This window comes from Lysinibacillus sp. UBA5990 (assembly GCF_002429815.1).
Classification (GTDB): Bacteria; Bacillota; Bacilli; order Bacillales_A; family Planococcaceae; genus Lysinibacillus; species Lysinibacillus fusiformis.
Genome location: NZ_DJAY01000011.1, coordinates 451,682 through 470,410, shown reverse-complemented (window position 1 = coordinate 470,410; position 18,729 = coordinate 451,682). Strand labels below are relative to the sequence as shown.

Sequence of the window (18,729 nt, the reverse complement as noted above, 5' to 3'; positions counted from 1 at the left end):
TCTAAATGCAAAAAAAGCCACTAGCTTCTTACAGAGCTAGCGGCTTATATATATCCTAAAAGAAATAATTAATAATTAGAATCTGCTATTAAACCATTCATGATGGCTACGCCAGAGCTTGCACCAATACGAGTTGCTCCTGCTTCCACCATGCTTTTCATATCCTCTAAGCTACGAACACCGCCTGAGGCTTTAACACCAAGATCAGGACCTACTGTTTTACGCATTAGGGCAATATCTGCTGCCGTTGCGCCACCAGTTGAAAAACCAGTAGATGTTTTGACATAATCAGCACCAGCTGCAACAGCAAGCTCACATGCTTTTACTTTTTCTTCATCTGTTAATAAACATGATTCAATGATGACTTTTACAAGTGCGCTACCTTTAGCTGCTTCCACAACTGCAGCAATGTCTGCTTGTACAAGGTCATAATTTTTATCTTTCAATGCACCAATATTAATGACCATATCTACCTCATTTGCACCGTTCGCAATTGCATCTTTTACTTCAAATGCTTTCACAGCTGGTGTATTGGCACCAAGAGGAAATCCAATAACCGTACAAACCAACACCTCTGAACCTTGTAATAATTCGCTACTCTGTTTTACCCAAGTAGGATTCACACATACAGAGGCAAAATTAAATTGCTTCGCTTCTGCACATAGTTTTTCAATTTGTTCCTTTGTTGCCTCAGCCTTTAATAATGTATGATCAATCATACGCGCAAAATTTTGTTCCATTTTTTAACGCTCCTTCTTTAATCAAGATGTACGTACCTCTTCGAATCATACCATTTTTTCACGTTGGCGTCTAATTTCTTTCTATTGAAATGATTGTTGGCGTTGTTCTTGTGAAATTAGCTTTTTGTTAATAGATACATGAAGTTCAATTCAAGTAATTGTGTCCTTGAACAACTTTCATTTCCGTATAGTTTACCCACTAGGAAAACAATTAGTCCACTAAAAAAGAGGACAAAAACATTCACAAAAAAATCTTTAAAGTATTGATTTTAAAAGGATTATGTTATCATAAATCACGTATCTAAAATAAGTACACTACAAAGTAATTTAAATGTGAAGAAACACAAGGTAATGTGAAGTTGAAAGGATGATATAAATTATGAGTAACGAGCGATCAAAAATCGTGAGTTTCCATACTCTAGGTTGTAAAGTTAACCACTACGAAACAGAAGCCATTTGGCAACTATTTAAAGATGAAGGCTATGATCGCACTGAATTTGATCAACAAGCGGACGTTTATGTCATTAATACATGTACAGTTACTAATACTGGAGATAAGAAGTCACGTCAGGTGATTCGTCGAGCAATTCGTCAAAACCCAGATGCAGTTATATGTGTAACAGGTTGCTACGCACAAACTTCGCCAGCAGAAATTATGGCGATTCCTGGGGTCGATATTGTTGTTGGTACGCAGGACCGCACAAAATTACTTGGTTATATTGACCAATATCGTGCTGAGCGTCAGCCAATTAATGCTGTACGTAATATTATGAAAAATCGTGTGTATGAGGAATTAGATGTACCAGCTTTTACAGACCGCACTCGTGCTTCCTTAAAAATACAGGAGGGCTGTAATAACTTCTGTACGTTTTGTATAATTCCATGGGCACGCGGATTAATGCGTTCTCGTGATCCACAAGAAGTATTACATCAAGCACAACAGTTAGTAGATGCAGGCTATCTTGAAATAGTATTGACAGGTATTCACACTGGTGGCTATGGTCAGGATTTAAAGGATTATAATCTTGCCCAATTATTACGTGATTTAGAAGCCAATGTAAAAGGACTAAAACGTCTCCGCATTTCGTCCATTGAGGCTAGCCAATTGACTGATGAAGTAATTGACGTATTACGTGAATCTAAAATTGTCGTGAATCACTTACACATTCCAATTCAATCTGGATCGGATACTGTGTTAAAACGTATGCGTCGTAAATATACAATGGAATTTTTCGGCGAACGTTTAACGAAATTACATGAAGCTTTACCTGATTTAGCTGTTACATCTGATGTAATTGTCGGTTTCCCTGGTGAGACAGAAGAAGAATTTATGGATACGTACAATTTTATTCGCGATCATAAGTTCTCTGAACTACATGTTTTCCCATTCTCTCCACGTACAGGAACTCCTGCTGCACGTATGGAAGATCAAATTGATGAAGACATTAAAAATGAGCGTGTACACCGACTCATCTCCCTAAATGATCAACTAGCAAAAGAATATGCTTCTCGCTTTGAAGATCAGGTGTTAGAAGTTATTCCTGAAGAGTTTGTACATGATGGCAGTGAAGAGGAAGGCCTTTTAACGGGGTATACAGATAATTACTTAAAAGTAGTGTTTGAGGGTCCTGAAAGTCTCATCGGACAGCTTGTAAAGGTGAAAATTACACAAGCAGGCTACCCACATTCACAAGGACAATTTGTACGTGTTTTAGAGACAGTTAAATAATAAAAAATAAATGGGTTGCCTGGTAATATAGGCAACCCCTTTTATTGGTTGATTTGAATTTTTAAGTTAACTAGAAATTATTATTAAGGACTAGTAGGAGGCGTGAGCCCGAAAAGTACTGGTGTTATAACACTACTTCCAACGCCTAAACGGATTTGTTGAACTTGCAATACTTTTACAGTTAAATCTAATACAATTTTTTCACGTAATGTGCTAAATGTCCCTTCAGGTGCTGCCATCCTTGGTGAAAAATCAAGTTCAAAGAAGTTTGCTGCTACTAATTCACCATATGGTTGCTCATTGTATTTAACGAGATTTTGGAAGAATGCCTTATCTAGGCGAGCATCCATTTGGGTAACTTCATTAAGGAAGTTCGCTTCCGCAAACTCAGAAATTCCTAAGATTGGTGTAGAGCCTCCAATCGTTTGTGGGAAAGTAAGATCTGTAAATCCAGAAAACGGAACATCAGCAATTCTATCTCGAAGTGCCCCATTACATGCGGATGAAGCATATTCGATATTTTTACGAATATGTCCTGCAACAAATAATTTAGCTCTTGTTACTCTAAAGAAGTCAGTGCCAGCAATTCGTGCAAAGCTAACTGGTACCAGTTTCACTTGATTTAGGAAGACATGCTTTTTCACTCTTTTGATTTCTGTTGCTGCAGGAGTAAGCGTAATATCTGACTCCACAACGATTTGAAGTGTTGGTTCTGCAAGTACAACTGGTACTTTTATAGTTGGTGTCGTAACCGGTGTAGTGATTACTGGCGTAATCTCACTACTCAATGGGATTTGTTCAGTTGATGCTACTGGACAAGGTACGATTTGATTTTCTAATTGATCACTCAAAAAAATTCCCTCTTTTCATTTTTTTATTATTTGAGAGCTCTCCTATCGCTAGAATATGTAGCAATTAAATCTATGCATGGACGTATATATTAGTTTTTTATTGATTTTAAATAGGCATTTTTGAGCTGTGCGAAAAGAGTTCAATTATCTTCCAGAGCATGGGCTGCCATATAGGACTCGAATTTTTTGTACTTGTAGCATATGGATAATCAATTCTAATACTATATTCTGACACAAATGATTGGAGTAAATTACTGATTCATTTGACGTATCAGGTAACGTATACTCAATATTTTGCTGTATATAGCCTTCTATAAATAAATTTCCCTTTAATGCTGTACATGTTCCATTTCCCAATGATTTGGATAAATGAATAGGTATAAATCTACAATCGGTAAGCACTACCTTATTTGAGATCTCTTTCACCTCTACAATCCCTTTATCAAATTCAAGAAACTCTTCAAGACATATTTCAATTTTATATTCCCCGACTACAACGGGAACTCGAATATGTAAAAAGTGATCAATAGAGGATGAATTGATTTCTCCTTTTTCAATTGATTGCGGGTTATGTAAAGGAAATACCACTGATTTAAACGGATGATGCTGCAGATTATTTTTATCATTAGTATCCATCTTCATTAAAGAAATCATTTGATTAATGTTCGAGTGAACCAAACGACAATCAGTATACTCAGGATAATCCGTTATCGTATGGAAAAGCTTAGTCTCAAATTGAGGAGTCGAGTTATCGTTTAAATCAAGAAATTCAAATGTAGTATTTTGAGTATTTTCACCACAAATAGGAGCATGGAGAAAATCTTTGATCTCTACATAAGTAGAAAACGGACTTTTTTTGGTAATGGAGCACACTTCTCCTTGTACTGACTTTGGAATAGAATTATTTTTATCCAAATCCGCAGTATCATCAAGTTGCATTTTATTTTCAACTTCGGATTCAGCATTACTGAAAAATTTACGATTACTGTCTGATTGAACTGCTAAATCTTGTTCTTCCACATGAGTCTCATCACTATCAGAGGAAAGTTCGATTTCGTCCTCAACAGTCGTTTCTATAAGTACGGGTAGATGTTCTGTTAAAGAAGATTCCTCTGCGGAGTTCTCATCTATAACTGAGAGTTTTTCGGTTTCTTCTTCATCACTCGTTTTTGCTGGTACGGGGTGGTGCGTTGTTAAAGGGGATTCCTCTACAATGATCTCATCACTGTCTAGGGAATGTTCAATCACTTCCTCAACATTCGTTTCTGTAGGTACTGGTAAGTCTTGTTTAGAAGCTAATTGAGCTGCTAAAATTGTTTCATCTGTATATCTTGTTTCATCTTCTTTTATACCAAGTAGATGATTGCTTTCATCTCCATCACATGGAGGTTCTAATGGAACTTCGTCATCTATGTTAGTTTGATACGTCCAATCCATGTATTTATTTTGTTTAGAGGAGACTTCCCTCATCTCTCTAAAGTTAATCCATGGAGTTTTCATTCGTTCACTCCCCAAATATATTTTGACAAATAACGCACAACATAAAATTTCATTTCTTTTATAATCGGTTATTAGCTATATCTTCTGTTTCGAATATGTTAGGTACTCATATGATGAATGACGTTATTTAATCGAAAGATTGCCATACTACTTACCATTCATATTATGCATTTTTTTTACTTTTGTCACAGTCCTCCTACATGGACACGGCCGATGTCTTTTAACATGCAAAAAAGCAGTTAAAAGTTCGCATAAATCGAACTTTCAACTGCTAGCTTAAATATTGATATTATATTAGAGCCTTCTTATTACCATCTTTGTTCCTCTAAATATACAAGGTTAACAAGATTCAGTAGGAGGAGGCGTAATAACTACAGGAGTGGCTGGTGGAGTAAGCCCTGGAAGAACAGGCGTTACTACACTACTGCCAGCGCCCAAACGGATTTGTTGAACTTGCAATACTTTTACTGTAAGCTCTAATACTATTTTTTCACGCAATGTGCTAAATGTTCCTTCAGGTGTTGCCATCCTTGGTGAAAAATCAAGTTCAAAGAAGTTTGCTGCTACTAATTCACCATATGGTTGCTCATTGTATTTAACGAGATTTTGGAAGAATGCCTTATCTAGGCGAGCATCCATTTGAGTAACTTCATTAAGGAAGTTCGCTTCCGCAAACTCAGAAATTCCTAAAATTGGTGTAGGGCCTCCTATCGTTTGTGGGAAAAATAGTTCCGTGAAGCCTGAAAATGGAACGTCAGCTATTCTATCCTGAAGTGCCCCGTTACATGCGGATGAAGCATATTCGATATTTTTACGAATATGTCCTGCAACAAATAATTTAGCTCTTGTTACTCTAAAGTAGTCAGTACCATCAATTCGTGCAAAGCGAACTGGTACCAGTTTCACTTGATTTAGGAAGACATGCTTTTTCACTCTTTTGATTTCTGTTGCTGCAGGACTTAACGTAATATCCGACTCTACAACGATTTGTAATGTTGGTTCTGCCAATGCAACTGGTATTTTAATAGTTGGCGCCGTAACTGGTGTAGCAACTAGTGGCGTAAAATCATTCGTTAGTGGTATTTGTTCAGTTGATGTTACTGGACAAGGTTGATTCTGATTAACAAATTGTTCACTCAAAAAATCTCCTCATTTCAATTTATAGTTTTAGTGAGCTCTCTATGCTAGAATATGTAGCCATAAAATCTATGTATGGACATTGAACTTGTTCTCTTATATATTTTGGTATTTATGAGCTTGAGATTTTACGCCTTAGGAGTATGTCGATATTGAATTTGCTGTATTGAAATTTCACATTTATATCCCATAAAAAAAAACCACTTCAAGTAATATAAGTGGTTTTCTCCAGCACAAGTGTGTCAGATGTCTCTATGACAAAAGTTATTCAAATTCATAGGATATGGCTGACAACGCATACAGTGGCGCTGTTTCTGCACGTAAAATTCTTGGTCCCAACGACATGGTTTGAGCACCTGCTTGTAACAAGGCCTCTGACTCTTTACGAGAAATGCCACCCTCTGGACCAAATATAATAAGCATTGATTTTGACTTTTTATCATACTCATTTTTTAGCTTGTCCGCAAATCTTGTGCGTTTCTCAGCTTTTGCATCCTCTTCGTCAGCGATAAAAACGGCATCAAATTGGTCTATATCTTGTAACAATTGTTTAAATGTAACAGGTTCATACACTGCTGGAATATGTGTACGATGGGCTTGTTCCGCCGCCTCTTTTGCAATTTTTTGCAATCTTTCTTGCTTTTTAGCCCCTTTTTTCTTGTCCCATTTCACAATAGAGCGTTCAGCTTCAAATGGCAGTAAGGCAAACATGCCAAGCTCTGTCGCTTTTTGTGTAATCAGCTCTAGCTTATCGCCCTTTGGTAAGCCACAAGCTACTGTTATTTGAATAGGTAGCTCCGATGAAGGAATAGTTTCGCCAGTAGCTTCAATCACTACCTCGTCACCTTCAAATCCTATAATCGTACAAATATGAGCAATATTTTGTGCCACAACAACGATTTGATCACCTTGTTTCATGCGCATCACTCGTTCAATATGCCGTGCATCTTCTCCACTAATACGTGCACTTTCTATGGCTGTCTCAATAAAATAACGTTGCATGCTCCACAGTCCTTTCCTAGCAAGAAATGAAAGCGCCAAATCGCCAGCATATGGCTTACGATTTGGCGCTTCCTTCGTCATGTTATAGTGGTCGACGGGCAATGATTGCTACCCAATCTTCCATTAATAATACTTCTTCAATTATAAAGCCTGAAGCTTCCAGAGCTACTTTTACTTCATCGCGTTTGGCACCGATAATGCCTGAAGTGACATATAATCCACCTGGTTTCACAATTGTAAATGCATCGTCAGTGAAGGACATAATAATTTCTGCCAAAATATTTGCGACAACTACATCTGCGGGTTCTTTAACAGTATCTAATAGGTTACCGTGGAAAACAGCTACTTTGTCCTCGACTTTATTTAAAGCAACATTTTCTTGCGCTGAGCGAACTGCTACCTCATCTAAATCAAGGGCATGCACATTTTTAGCCCCAAGTAGTGCCGCTCCGATAGACAATACGCCTGATCCTGTTCCAATATCAACAACCGTATCGCCTTCTTTGATGACCTTTTCAAGGCCTTGTAGACACATCACTGTAGTTGGATGTGTTCCTGTACCAAATGCCATACCTGGATCTAACTCAATAATTAATTCATCTGTTGAGACAGGTGTATATTGCTCCCATGTAGGGACAATGGTAAAGCGTTCAGAAATTTTGACAGGATGGTAGTATTGCTTCCACGCGGTTGCCCAATCTTCCTCATTGACCTCAACAATGGATACTACATTTTCACCAATATCAATGTTAAAGTTCGTTAGATTTGTAATAGCTGCTTTAATTTCCTCGACCGTTTCATTTAAGAAACTAGACTCCGATAAATAGGCTTTAACAATGACGCCATCCTTCGGGAAATCCTCTTCATTTAGCGCATAAATTTCACCAAATTGATCTTCACGTGGCTTCGCAAATTCTGCAGAATCTTCAATAACAACACCACTTGCTCCTGCTTCATGCAAAATATTCGAAATTGCTTCTACCGCTTCATTTTTTGTATGAATGGATAATTCTGACCACTTCACGTAGCTCTTCAGCTCCTCTAATTATTCACCTTGGAATTTTTTCTTAATTTTATCGAATAATGAACTTCCTTGTTCTTCAGGGATATCGCCACTAATTTCTGCAAATTCTCGTAATAATTGCTTTTGTTTTTCCGTTAATTTCTCTGGGGTCATCACCTTCACGGTTACATACTGGTTCCCCATGCCATAGCCATGAACATTTTTTACACCTTTATCTTTTAAACGGAATTGTGCACCTGACTGTGTTCCAGCTGGAATGCGTAGTTTTACTTTGCCGTGAACAGTTGGTACTTCAATTTCATCTCCAAGTGCTGCTTGTGGGAATGTCAATTTCAACTCGAAATAAATATCATCCCCATCACGTTCGAAATCATTATGACCTTGGACACGGAACATAATATATAAATCCCCTGCTGGTCCACCGTTTATACCTGGCTCACCTTGACCAGATACTCGAATTTGTTGACCATCATCGACACCAGCCGGAATTGACACTTTAATTTTCTTGCGTTTTTGAACTTTTCCTTCTCCACGACAAGTTGAACATTTTTCTTTAATGATCTTCCCTGTACCATGACAAGTTGTACAAGAACGACGGTTCATCATACGACCAAATGGTGTATCCACTGCTTGGTTGATTTGGCCAGCACCATTACATGTCGAACATGTTTCAGGCTGCGTACCAGGCTTTGCTCCTGAGCCATGACAAGTTTCACAAGTTTCATCTTTAGGAATTTCAATTTCTGTTTCTTTCCCAAAAATAGCTTCTTCAAATTTAATATTCATGCGATATTGCAGGTCGTCACCTTTGCGTGGCGCATTTGGGTCCTGACGACGTCCACCACCGCCAAAGAATGAACTGAAAATATCCTCGAAGCCACCAAAGCCGCCGCCTCCAAAGCCACCACCAAAGCCAGCATTTGGGTCCTCATGACCAAATTGGTCGTAGCGTGCTTTTTTCTGATCATCACTTAATACTTCATATGCTTCAGCGATTTCTTTGAATTTTTCATCTGCACCCGGCTCTTTATTAAGGTCAGGGTGATATTGCTTTGATAGTTTACGGTATGCTTTTTTGATTTCGTCTTTTGTTGCCGATTTGGTTAGGCCAAGCACCTCGTAATAATCGCGTTTTTCCATGATTCACACTCCGCTCTGTTTGCATAAAATCTATTGTAACATGCAGTCGATAAAACTGCCTTATTTTTCGAGTAATCGCTCTATAAATTTGAGGTTTTTACTTCCTAGCAGTGTTAACGTATGCAAGTATTCCTTAATTGGTACCTTTACTAGTTCGATAACCTTACTTCATGACAAAAGCCAAAGCCGCAAGCGGTCTTTGGCTTTTTCACTTTACTGTGCTTTTAATTCTTATTTATCGTCTTTTACTTCTTCGAAATCAGCGTCTACAACACCATCATCTTTTTTACCAGCACCAGCGTCTGCTTCTCCGCCTTGTGCTGCTTGAGCAGCTGCTGCCGCTTGTTCATAAACTTTCATAACTAATGGCTGTAAAACACCTTCTAATTTTTCTTTAGCTGCTTTAATACCTTCTAATTCGCCAGCTTCAAGTGCTTTTTTCAATTCATCACGAGCATCTTCTACAGATTTTTTCTCATCTTCTGTAATTTGCTCACCTAGGTCAGTAATTGTTTTATCCACTTGGAATACTAATTGGTCAGCTTCGTTGCGAAGATCTGCCTCTTCTTTACGTTTAGCATCTGCGTCAGCATTAGCCTCTGCGTCTTTTACCATACGTTCAATTTCTGCCTCTGATAAACCTGAATCAGATTGGATAACAATTGTTTGCTCTTTATTTGTACCAAGGTCTTTCGCTTTTACCGATACGATACCATTTTTATCAATGTCGAAAGTTACTTCGATTTGAGGTACCCCACGTGGTGCTGGTGGAATATCTGCTAATTGGAAGCGACCTAATGTTTTGTTGTCTGCAGCCATTGAGCGTTCACCTTGTAATACGTGAATATCTACTGCTGGTTGGTTGTCAGCTGCTGTAGAGAATACTTGTGATTTAGATGTTGGAATTGTAGTGTTACGGTCAATTAATTTCGTGAACACGCCACCCATTGTTTCGATACCAAGTGAAAGTGGTGTTACGTCAAGTAATACAACGTCTTTCACATCACCTGTTAAAACGCCACCTTGAACTGCAGCACCCATTGCTACAACTTCGTCTGGGTTTACACCACGGTGAGGTTCTTTGTTAGTTTCTTTACGTACTGCTTCCTGTACAGCAGGAATACGAGTAGAACCACCAACTAGAATAACTTGGTCAAGTTCAGAAGTTGAAAGACCTGCATCAGATAATGCTTGGCGTACTGGGCCTACTGTACGATTTACTAATGGTAATGTAATTTCATCGAATTTCGCACGTGTTAAAGAAATTTCTAAGTGTAATGGACCTGCTTCACCAGCTGTAATGAATGGTAAAGAGATTTGTGTTGATGTTACACCAGATAAGTCTTTTTTCGCTTTTTCAGCAGCATCTTTTAAACGTTGCATTGCCATTTTATCTTTTGATAAATCAATGCCATTTTCTTTTTTGAATTCAGCCACTAGATATTCGATGATTGCGTCATCGAAGTCATCCCCACCTAGTTTGTTATCACCAGCTGTTGCTAATACTTCAAAGACACCATCACCTAACTCAAGGATCGATACGTCAAATGTACCACCACCAAGGTCAAATACTAAAACTTTTTGATCTTGATCTTGTTTATCTAAGCCATAAGCTAATGCTGCAGCTGTTGGTTCATTGATGATACGCTCAACTTCAAGACCAGCGATTTTACCAGCATCTTTTGTTGCTTGGCGTTGTGCATCATTAAAGTAAGCAGGAACTGTAATTACTGCTTTCGTAACTTTTTCACCTAGGTAATCTTCTGCGTAACCTTTTAAGTATTGAAGAATCATAGCAGATACTTCTTGTGGAGTGTAATCATTGTCTTCCACCGTTACTTTTTCAGCTGTACCCATTTTTGATTTAATAGAGATGATTGTGTTTGGGTTTGTTACTGATTGACGTTTCGCTACTTCACCAACTTGGCGTTCGCCATTTTTAAATGCAACAACAGATGGTGTTGTACGATTACCTTCTGGATTTGGAATTACTTTTGGTTCGCCACCTTCAAGTACAGAAACGCAAGAGTTTGTTGTTCCTAAGTCAATACCAATAATTTTGCTCATTAAAATTTCCTCCTATTAATTCGACGCAAAGGATGCGTTTTTTCACTAATTTTAATTGACTAAATAGTGCTAAGACTATTCGTTCACAGATACCATTGTTGGGCGTAAAACACGATCTTTTAAGATATATCCTTTTTGTAGCTCGCGTAAGACTACACCCGTTTCTTTTTCACTATCCTGTTCCTGCATTACAGCTTGGTGGATATTTGGATCAAATTGCTCACCTTCTGCTTTAATCACTTGCAGGCCTTCTTTTTCTGTTGCTTCTAGCAATGAGCGATACACCATTTCAATCCCTTTAATAATAGATGCAGTCTCTTCAGAAGATGTCTCCACCTGTAATGCACGCTCAAAATTATCAAGGACTGGCAATAAATCAGATAATAAGCTTTGCGCTCGGTACTTTTCAGCAGCCTCACGATCTAGTTGTTGACGACGACGCATATTATCGAAATCTGCACGTAGACGTAGGTGTCGGTTTTCCTCGTCATCTAGCTTTGCTTGTAATTCAGCAAGTTTCGCCTCATATTGTTCTTCCACTGATAATTCAATTTCTTCTTGAACCTCTGTGCCCTCTACTTCTTCTGCTGTCGTTTCAGCTTGTACATCCTCTTGTACTAAATCTTTGTTTTCAGTTGTTTCCGTCACTTGAATCCTCCTCATTATTACTCACTACGATTCTTCGTAAATGCTTGTGTTAAGTCCAAGCGTATTACGTCTAATAATGCCACCACACGCTTATAATCCATGCGTGTTGGACCAATAATAGCAATGGCTCCCTGTTGATCATCACCTATAGAATAAGTAGTGGTAATGACACTGCAATTTTCCATTTCTAGCTGTTTATTTTCAGAGCCTATTCGAATATGAATTCCTGATTCATTTGGATGGAATAATGACTGCACTTGGCTGGTCGTTTCCATTAAGTCCAATATCATACGGACTTTATTTAAATCATGAAACTCAGGTTGATTAAACATATTCGTTTTACCACCATAGAAAATCTTACTTTCTGTATTTTGCATTGTCGCTGTTACGAGTGCATGAATAAAATCATCCGCTGATCGAACATGTTGCTGTAAAACTGCCAACACTTCAGCTTCAAGGCTTTTATGGAGCTCTTCTAATGACACACCTATTAAGCGATCATTCAAGATATTAACCATTTTTTCTAAATCCGAAGCGGTAAAATCAGGTGGTAAATTAAATAAGCGATTTTCAACATGTCCATTATTTGTCACGATAATCGCTACTGCTGTATCACTAGACAGTGGTACAATGGAAAATCTTTTGACACGATGTCTTTGAACATCAGGGCCTAATAGTATGGAAGTATAAGATGTCAGCTCTGATAGAATATTGGCTGACTTTCGGATAATATGCTCTACTTCTACAAGTCGATCATTGAAAATCGATTGAATCTGTTGAATGTCTCTCGAGTTAATGCCTTGAGGACTCAACAAATGATCTACATAAAATCTGTAACCCTTTTCCGAAGGCACTCGACCAGAGGAAGTATGCGTTTTTTCTAAATAGCCTAATTCCTCTAAATCCGCCATTTCATTTCGAATTGTGGCTGGACTAAATGTAATCCCTTGTTTTTTGGAGATTTGGCGAGAACCTACCGGCTGTGCAGATAAAATAAAGTCATCTATAATTACTTGCAAAATCTGTAACTGCCGATTTGTTAGCATGATTATCACCTCTGTTAGCACTCAACTAAGAGGAGTGCTAATACTATTATTAAATTATCAAATCCCACAATTTATGTCAACGATATCGCTCATTCTTCTAGCAAAAATTGTTGAAACACCTCATTACCCACAAAACGCCCTTTTCTTGTAAGGCGAACACCCACATCATCATGTTCTAAAAGTCCTTTTGATACTAGCTCTTTCAGAACAGAATCATAATGGGCTACGATTGGTGTTTTCAACTTCTCTTCATATATTTTGTGCTTAACTCCCTCAGTTTTACGCAGTCCTAAAAACATTTGTTCTTCTCTTTTTTCAGCCTGTGATACTCCATGCTCATGGACAATTGGGATCTCCCCTGCCAAAACAGTTTCCATATATTTTTTTAATGGTCCATGATTGGAATAGCGTATACCTGCTAGATATCCATGGGCACCAGCACCAAAGCCAGCATATTCGTCGTTATCCCAGTAGATCTTGTTATGTTCTGAGTGATAACCAGTCTTCGCAAAATTACTAATTTCGTATTGTTGAAGACCATGCAATTCCATTTGCTGCATTAAAACATCGTACATATCCGCTTCCAAATCCTCTGTTGGTAAATGGAGCTTTCCTTTTGCGTACTGATTATAAAAAATCGTTTTGGGCTCCACAATAAGGGAATAAGCAGAGAAATGAGGTAAATCAAGGGCCAATGCTTTTTCTAATGAGTCCTTCCATTGGACCATTGATTGACCTGGCAATCCATACATTAGATCAATACTAATATTTTGGAAGCCGATTTTTTTAGCCAAGTTAATTGTTTCATACACATGCTCGTTACTATGTGTCCGTCCGATTTTTTGTAACAATCCTTGATCGAAGGATTGAACGCCCATACTTAGTCGATTGACACCGCCATCAAACAAAACTTGCAATTTCTCCGAAGACAATTCATCTGGATTCGCCTCTGATGTAAATTCTGTCACACTATTCATTGGAATATACGTATGAATTAATGTAAGTAGTTTGTCCAATTGCTGTGGCGATAATGCTGTTGGTGTCCCTCCACCTAAGAAAATTGTTTCGATATGACGAAAGCTTTCGGGATTTTTTTGCGTTGCAAGCGCCATTTCTTTCCCAAGTGCTTCTATATATTCATCCACTGGTTGATTTTTAAAGTAAAATTTATTGAAATCACAATAATTACAGATTTGATGACAGAAAGGAATATGAATGTAAACACCTCGTGCCATAGCAATCCCTTCTTTCTCGTTAAGTCTTTTCCATTTCTACATTATAACGAATCAATAGAAGGAACGCTATGAAACCCTCTAGTGGGTTTACACATATTTTTCCCCCAATTATTTTTCTACAAACTAAAAACTAGTAAGCCAAAGAAATTCATCTAGCCTACTAGTTAAATTCATGTATAACAAACAATACCGACCACTATACCTAAAAGCACCAATAAGTAAGGCGGCATCTTCCAGCGCATTAAACACCATAAAAAGACAGCGACAAAGGCAATATCTAATCCGTTTTGAATAGTTTGTGTCACAATCGGTTGGATAAAGGCAGCGACCAAAATTCCGACGACTGCCGCATTGGCTCCTGCCATTGCCCCTTTTAGTCGGGCATTACGGCTTAGGCTGAACCAAAAAGGGAGGGCTCCTATCACTAACAAAAATGCTGGCAGAAAAATTGCCAAAGTAGCTATAATTGCACCTGGTACACCAGCAATAGCCATGCCGATATAAGCTGCAAATGTAAATAGCGGCCCTGGTACTGCCTGTGTCATACCATAGCCTGCTAAAAAGTCTGCAGTACTCATTTGTCCACTTTGAACAAACTGTGCCTCCAATAAGGGTAAGACTACATGGCCACCACCAAATACCAGTGCGCCTGCTAGATAAAACTTCTCAAGCATCGTTACCCATTCATGATTCCACAAAGTACTTATCATCGGTAAACCAAAGAGTAATATCAAGAACAGGGTTAATAAAGCAATACCAGTGGATTTAGAAATAGGCATATGAATTGCTATTGGCACTTTGCCATCGTTACATTTTTTTATTAGTTGAAAACCCACACAAGCAGCTAGTAAAATCGCTGTTATTTGTGCCAACGGATGGACCCATACTAACACGATGATGAGCGCTATTATAGTGATCAACAAATGTATTTTTGTAGATAGTAATTTTCTACTCATATCAAATATTGCTTGTGCCACAATTGCCACAGCTACTAACTTTAAACCATGAATCCAATCCATTTTTATTTCTGTATACATGGAAAAATAGGCAAATACCATCAATAACAACACAGAGGGTAGCGTAAAGCCCAGGAACGAAAGGACACTCCCTAATATACCACCCCTTAATAAGCCAATCCCCATTCCCACCTGACTAGATGCAGGTCCCGGTAAAAATTGGCTCAATATGACAAGTTGACTATAATCTTGGGCAGATAGCCATTTACGCTTTTGCACATATTCTTGTTGAAAATAACCTAAATGAGCTGTTGGTCCCCCAAATGACGTACACCCTAATTTTAATGAAACATAAAAAATCTCCCATAGCGTTCGCAAACTCTCAACTACTTTCCATATCTTTTTTTTAATCTTACATGGAAAGGTGATTCTTTCAGATTAAGAGTTTGTAAATTTTCATTCATCGCTAATCTTTTTTTATTTTAATGGTGGAATCAAGTTTACTCCCATCCTTATCGACAGGAACTAACATATAATTTTTCTCAGATAAGTATAGTCCATCCACACGGCTTCCCCACTTTGTTCCTTCTTTATTTAAAGGATAGGGTGTTTCAAAAGTCCATGATTGCCCACCTTTAGACAGAATTTTAAAGTGCAAAGCATCATTAACGATACTTTTCTCCGTATGAAAATAAATGGTAGTTGAAATAGGGGTGGAAACTACACGATCAATCATTAACTCTTGCTGATCAATATGTTTGACTTTTTTTTCGATTAAAAAAATATGGCGATCTTCTTGTAATTGCTCTTGTGACGCCTCTACTTGAAATTCCCACGGCTTTTCAATGCGTGTTTCTACATTCCAATCTTTATACCGAATGTCCAATTCCAAAATTTCATCTGTCGGGAAATCATCCATTTTGATGCTATTGTAAATGGTATAAACATTTGCAGATTTTGCAATAGACTGACCTCCATTACGAACCATATAATCTTTACCGTTAACAAGTATTTGAGGAAAGAAAAACACCTGATGGTCTGGCTTAAACTCTTTAGCAGGCTCGAAGGTTGCATTCAGTAAAATTTGATTATCATCCATAATTACTTCATTTAACGTTAAACGCCCTAGACTATTGTTAGCCGTTTCCCCTACCTCTGTTTTATAAGCCTCAAAATCCACTTCTCTATCCCACAGCCAATACAGCAAAGAGGAACTACCAATTACTAAGACTAACAAAAATACAACAACAATTCCCCACTTTTTGCGTCCTCGATTTTCCTTATTTAAATCTACAACTCGAAAGATATCATCGGACAACAAGTACACCTCTTTTTTTATAAATAGTTATGATTTATTGTAGTTAGTAAAGAGGCATTATATAACCCGAAAAGAAGGTTGAACAAAATCAATATGTATAAAAGGAATTATTCACTCCCTTTATTTTAGATGACGAACCTTATTTACTTCTTGCATTAAATAGTCCACGAATAAATCATCTCTTACTAGCCAAGCCCGATAATATCGCTTTACATACCATTCGGCATCCTTAAAGCTCTTAAAGGTTTGCTCAAGTGGAGTTTTATTTATTTCAATGATCCAATCCATTTCATTATTTGAATAGAGCAGAAATATTTCATCATCGTGATTTTTATAGAAGGTTCCAAAGGTCGCGCCCTTAAGGTTATAGCGATTTTTTTTTGCGTCCTCAGGAATGGGCTCTAAGTGGAATGTTTCTAACACAAATTGCTTGTATGCCTCCACTGTCAATGAGCACCCAGCTGCTTTTTGATGCCCTCCTCCCCCAAACAAGGCTGCAATGGACGCCACATTAATATGATCATGTATCGTACGGAAGGAAACTCTTTTACTCCCCATGTTAATCATGGCAATATAATCAAGATGTACGTTTTCTTTTCCTAATTCATTGCCAAGCTCAGAATGATAAGATTCTGCATAAACAACCCCACCATAGAAGTCACCTAAATTTGTTTGAATAAGCTCACGTTTTTTTCGGCGAATATAACGTTCTATTTTCTCCTCTTCCATGCTTAAAATTTTCTTTTCGAATTCATCAAAGTCGAAATGAGTTTGACTTTTTAAACGATCCAGCATTTTCTCTTCGAATTCTTCTATAGACACTAAAAAAAAGAGTGCATTCAATCGTTGAGCCTGATAATTTCCGTTCTTTTCCCATTCCCATGTATCATACTGTCTCACTAACTCAACAAACTCTGAAAGAACATCTGTTTTTTCTAATAGTCCATGCATGACAAGGTATTGATAAAATAATGATGTGGCAGACGTTAAAAGGCCTTGCTCATCTTCTATTACAACCTTACCCCACTCGTACTGATTGAGGTGGATGGCTGTTTGATGATGGTCTAAAAGTTGCACATTCCCAGTAACCTGAAAGTAATCATCAATCCTTTTTTCGTTCCCCTCATTCGGAGAAAGATCTGTAATAAATAAAAAAGTTTTGGACTGTTCATTTTCCAAAAAAAACTCGATTTCACGGTCAAGTGCTGTAACAGAGTTATATCTTATTTTCACCTGATCGTTAAACGCTAGCTTGGCTAGAATCCCACAACCTACACCATCTAAATCGTTATGTGATAGTAATTTATACATGTCATCACCTCCGATATAGTATGGTTACTTTTTTGTTATTCAAACAAAAAAATGTCGTTGAAAAAAAATACGTGATCACATACATTTAAAACAATTACTTCAGCTACACAAATTCATATTAGAAGGAGAAATATCAATGAAACGTAAGCTCGCCTATAGTGGAATTGTCATTGTAGTAATACTTTTAATCTTTTCAGCCTATAAACTAATGAATGCCCGCAATTATCAATTATTTGGAAACATAACCTCTCATGTTGAGACAAATGACAAAGTTGTTGCGTTGACATTTGATGATGGACCAACTAAAAATACCGATGCTATTTTATCGTTACTAGACGATTTTCAAGTGAAAGCAACGTTTTTTTTAATCGGAAAGGATATCGAAGAACATCCTGAGGAGGCGAGAAAAATTGCTGCGGCTGGTCATCAAATTGGTAATCATACGTATTCACACAAGCGTATGGTATTAAAAAGCCCTGCCTTTATCAAACATGAAATCGAAAAAACCGATGACTTAATAGCTGAAATTGGCTATACGAAATCAATCGTAGTAAGACCTCCATACGGCAAAAAACTAATTGGATTTCCGTATTACTTAAATAAACACCAGCGAGAGACAATTACATGGAACTTAGAACCTGATACGTTTTTCACACAGGCTGATGAAAAAGTGAGGTATGTAAAGGAAAACATTCGACCAGGTTCCATTATTTTAATGCATCCTATGTATGATTCTACGGAGAATGAATTACAGGCCATAGAGGAGATTTTACAGACATTGTTGGACGAAGGTTACACATTTGTAACGATTGATGAACTTTTAACCATCAAAAATGATTAATAAAAAAACACTTAGGAATCTGTGCCTACTATAGGACAGATTCCTTAGGCAGTAATAGTCATGAAGCAGCACTATCATGTTCATTCACTATAATATTAACATTATAGTATTTTATATTATTTACTCTCCTACCATCGTACCTTCACAAAATTTACACAGCCTTTATCCCCTTATTACAAAGTTA

Annotated in this window: 16 protein-coding genes; 2 read left to right on the top strand and 14 right to left on the bottom strand. The window is 37.6% G+C overall.

The genetic code is table 11. The features are described from left to right. Nucleotides 1-68: 68 nt before the first annotated feature. Nucleotides 69-740 (bottom strand): deoxyribose-phosphate aldolase, encoded by a 672-nt coding sequence (deoC, locus tag B3D94_RS09765; protein WP_069482029.1) that lies wholly within the window; start codon nucleotides 738-740, stop codon nucleotides 69-71. A 379-nt stretch (nucleotides 741-1,119) separates the two neighbouring features. Between deoC and mtaB the strand changes: the two genes are divergently transcribed. Then, nucleotides 1,120-2,469 carry a tRNA (N(6)-L-threonylcarbamoyladenosine(37)-C(2))-methylthiotransferase MtaB gene (mtaB, locus tag B3D94_RS09760; protein WP_008179468.1) on the top strand — a complete coding sequence of 450 codons (1,350 nt, stop codon included), beginning with the start codon at nucleotides 1,120-1,122 and terminating at the stop codon, nucleotides 2,467-2,469. Between the two features lie 83 nt (nucleotides 2,470-2,552). On the opposite strand, the gene B3D94_RS09755 is transcribed toward mtaB, so the two are convergent. The 13 genes from B3D94_RS09755 to B3D94_RS09695 all read right to left on the bottom strand — a co-directional run bounded on the left by B3D94_RS09755 (nucleotide 2,553) and on the right by B3D94_RS09695 (nucleotide 17,704). Further along, nucleotides 2,553-3,320, bottom strand: a complete 768-nt coding sequence (locus B3D94_RS09755; protein WP_069482031.1) for a CsxC family protein — start codon at nucleotides 3,318-3,320, stop codon at nucleotides 2,553-2,555. 144 nt (nucleotides 3,321-3,464) lie between these two features. Beyond that, a complete protein-coding gene (locus B3D94_RS09750) occupies nucleotides 3,465-4,820 on the bottom strand; it encodes a BC_2427 family protein (RefSeq protein WP_291757116.1) in 1,356 nt (451 codons plus the stop codon). Between the two features lie 339 nt (nucleotides 4,821-5,159). Then, complete coding sequence (locus tag B3D94_RS09745) at nucleotides 5,160-5,960, bottom strand: CsxC family protein (protein ID WP_069482033.1); 801 nt, start codon at nucleotides 5,958-5,960, stop codon at nucleotides 5,160-5,162. Between the two features lie 261 nt (nucleotides 5,961-6,221). Then, the gene (locus tag B3D94_RS09740) at nucleotides 6,222-6,959 is read right to left on the bottom strand and encodes a 16S rRNA (uracil(1498)-N(3))-methyltransferase (protein WP_069483391.1); all 738 of its coding nucleotides are present in this window, start codon (nucleotides 6,957-6,959) and stop codon (nucleotides 6,222-6,224) included. Nucleotides 6,960-7,041: 82 nt separating this feature from the next. Then, the gene (gene prmA, locus B3D94_RS09735) at nucleotides 7,042-7,983 is read right to left on the bottom strand and encodes a 50S ribosomal protein L11 methyltransferase (RefSeq protein ID WP_069482034.1); all 942 of its coding nucleotides are present in this window, start codon (nucleotides 7,981-7,983) and stop codon (nucleotides 7,042-7,044) included. Between the two features lie 21 nt (nucleotides 7,984-8,004). Beyond that, the gene (gene dnaJ / locus B3D94_RS09730; RefSeq protein WP_012295326.1) at nucleotides 8,005-9,123 is read right to left on the bottom strand and encodes a molecular chaperone DnaJ; all 1,119 of its coding nucleotides are present in this window, start codon (nucleotides 9,121-9,123) and stop codon (nucleotides 8,005-8,007) included. Nucleotides 9,124-9,354: 231 nt separating this feature from the next. After that, complete coding sequence (gene dnaK / locus B3D94_RS09725; RefSeq protein ID WP_069482035.1) at nucleotides 9,355-11,190, bottom strand: molecular chaperone DnaK; 1,836 nt, start codon at nucleotides 11,188-11,190, stop codon at nucleotides 9,355-9,357. A gap of 75 nt (nucleotides 11,191-11,265) precedes the next feature. Further along, a complete protein-coding gene (gene grpE, locus B3D94_RS09720) occupies nucleotides 11,266-11,838 on the bottom strand; it encodes a nucleotide exchange factor GrpE (protein ID WP_291757106.1) in 573 nt (190 codons plus the stop codon). A gap of 17 nt (nucleotides 11,839-11,855) precedes the next feature. Next, nucleotides 11,856-12,884 (bottom strand): heat-inducible transcriptional repressor HrcA, encoded by a 1,029-nt coding sequence (gene hrcA, locus B3D94_RS09715; RefSeq protein ID WP_069482037.1) that lies wholly within the window; start codon nucleotides 12,882-12,884, stop codon nucleotides 11,856-11,858. Between the two features lie 89 nt (nucleotides 12,885-12,973). Beyond that, on the bottom strand, nucleotides 12,974-14,119 hold the full coding sequence (hemW, locus tag B3D94_RS09710) for a radical SAM family heme chaperone HemW (protein WP_291757104.1): 1,146 nt from the start codon (nucleotides 14,117-14,119) through the stop codon (nucleotides 12,974-12,976). Nucleotides 14,120-14,289: 170 nt separating this feature from the next. After that, nucleotides 14,290-15,453, bottom strand: a complete 1,164-nt coding sequence (gene chrA, locus B3D94_RS09705) for a chromate efflux transporter (protein WP_291757101.1) — start codon at nucleotides 15,451-15,453, stop codon at nucleotides 14,290-14,292. An 88-nt stretch (nucleotides 15,454-15,541) separates the two neighbouring features. Then, complete coding sequence (locus tag B3D94_RS09700) at nucleotides 15,542-16,402, bottom strand: DUF4179 domain-containing protein (RefSeq protein ID WP_291757099.1); 861 nt, start codon at nucleotides 16,400-16,402, stop codon at nucleotides 15,542-15,544. A 111-nt stretch (nucleotides 16,403-16,513) separates the two neighbouring features. Next, a complete protein-coding gene (locus tag B3D94_RS09695) occupies nucleotides 16,514-17,704 on the bottom strand; it encodes a DHH family phosphoesterase (RefSeq protein WP_291757097.1) in 1,191 nt (396 codons plus the stop codon). A gap of 136 nt (nucleotides 17,705-17,840) precedes the next feature. Between B3D94_RS09695 and B3D94_RS09690 the strand changes: the two genes are divergently transcribed. Beyond that, on the top strand, nucleotides 17,841-18,545 hold the full coding sequence (locus B3D94_RS09690) for a polysaccharide deacetylase family protein (RefSeq protein WP_069482042.1): 705 nt from the start codon (nucleotides 17,841-17,843) through the stop codon (nucleotides 18,543-18,545). The last annotated feature ends 184 nt before the right edge of the window (nucleotides 18,546-18,729 follow it).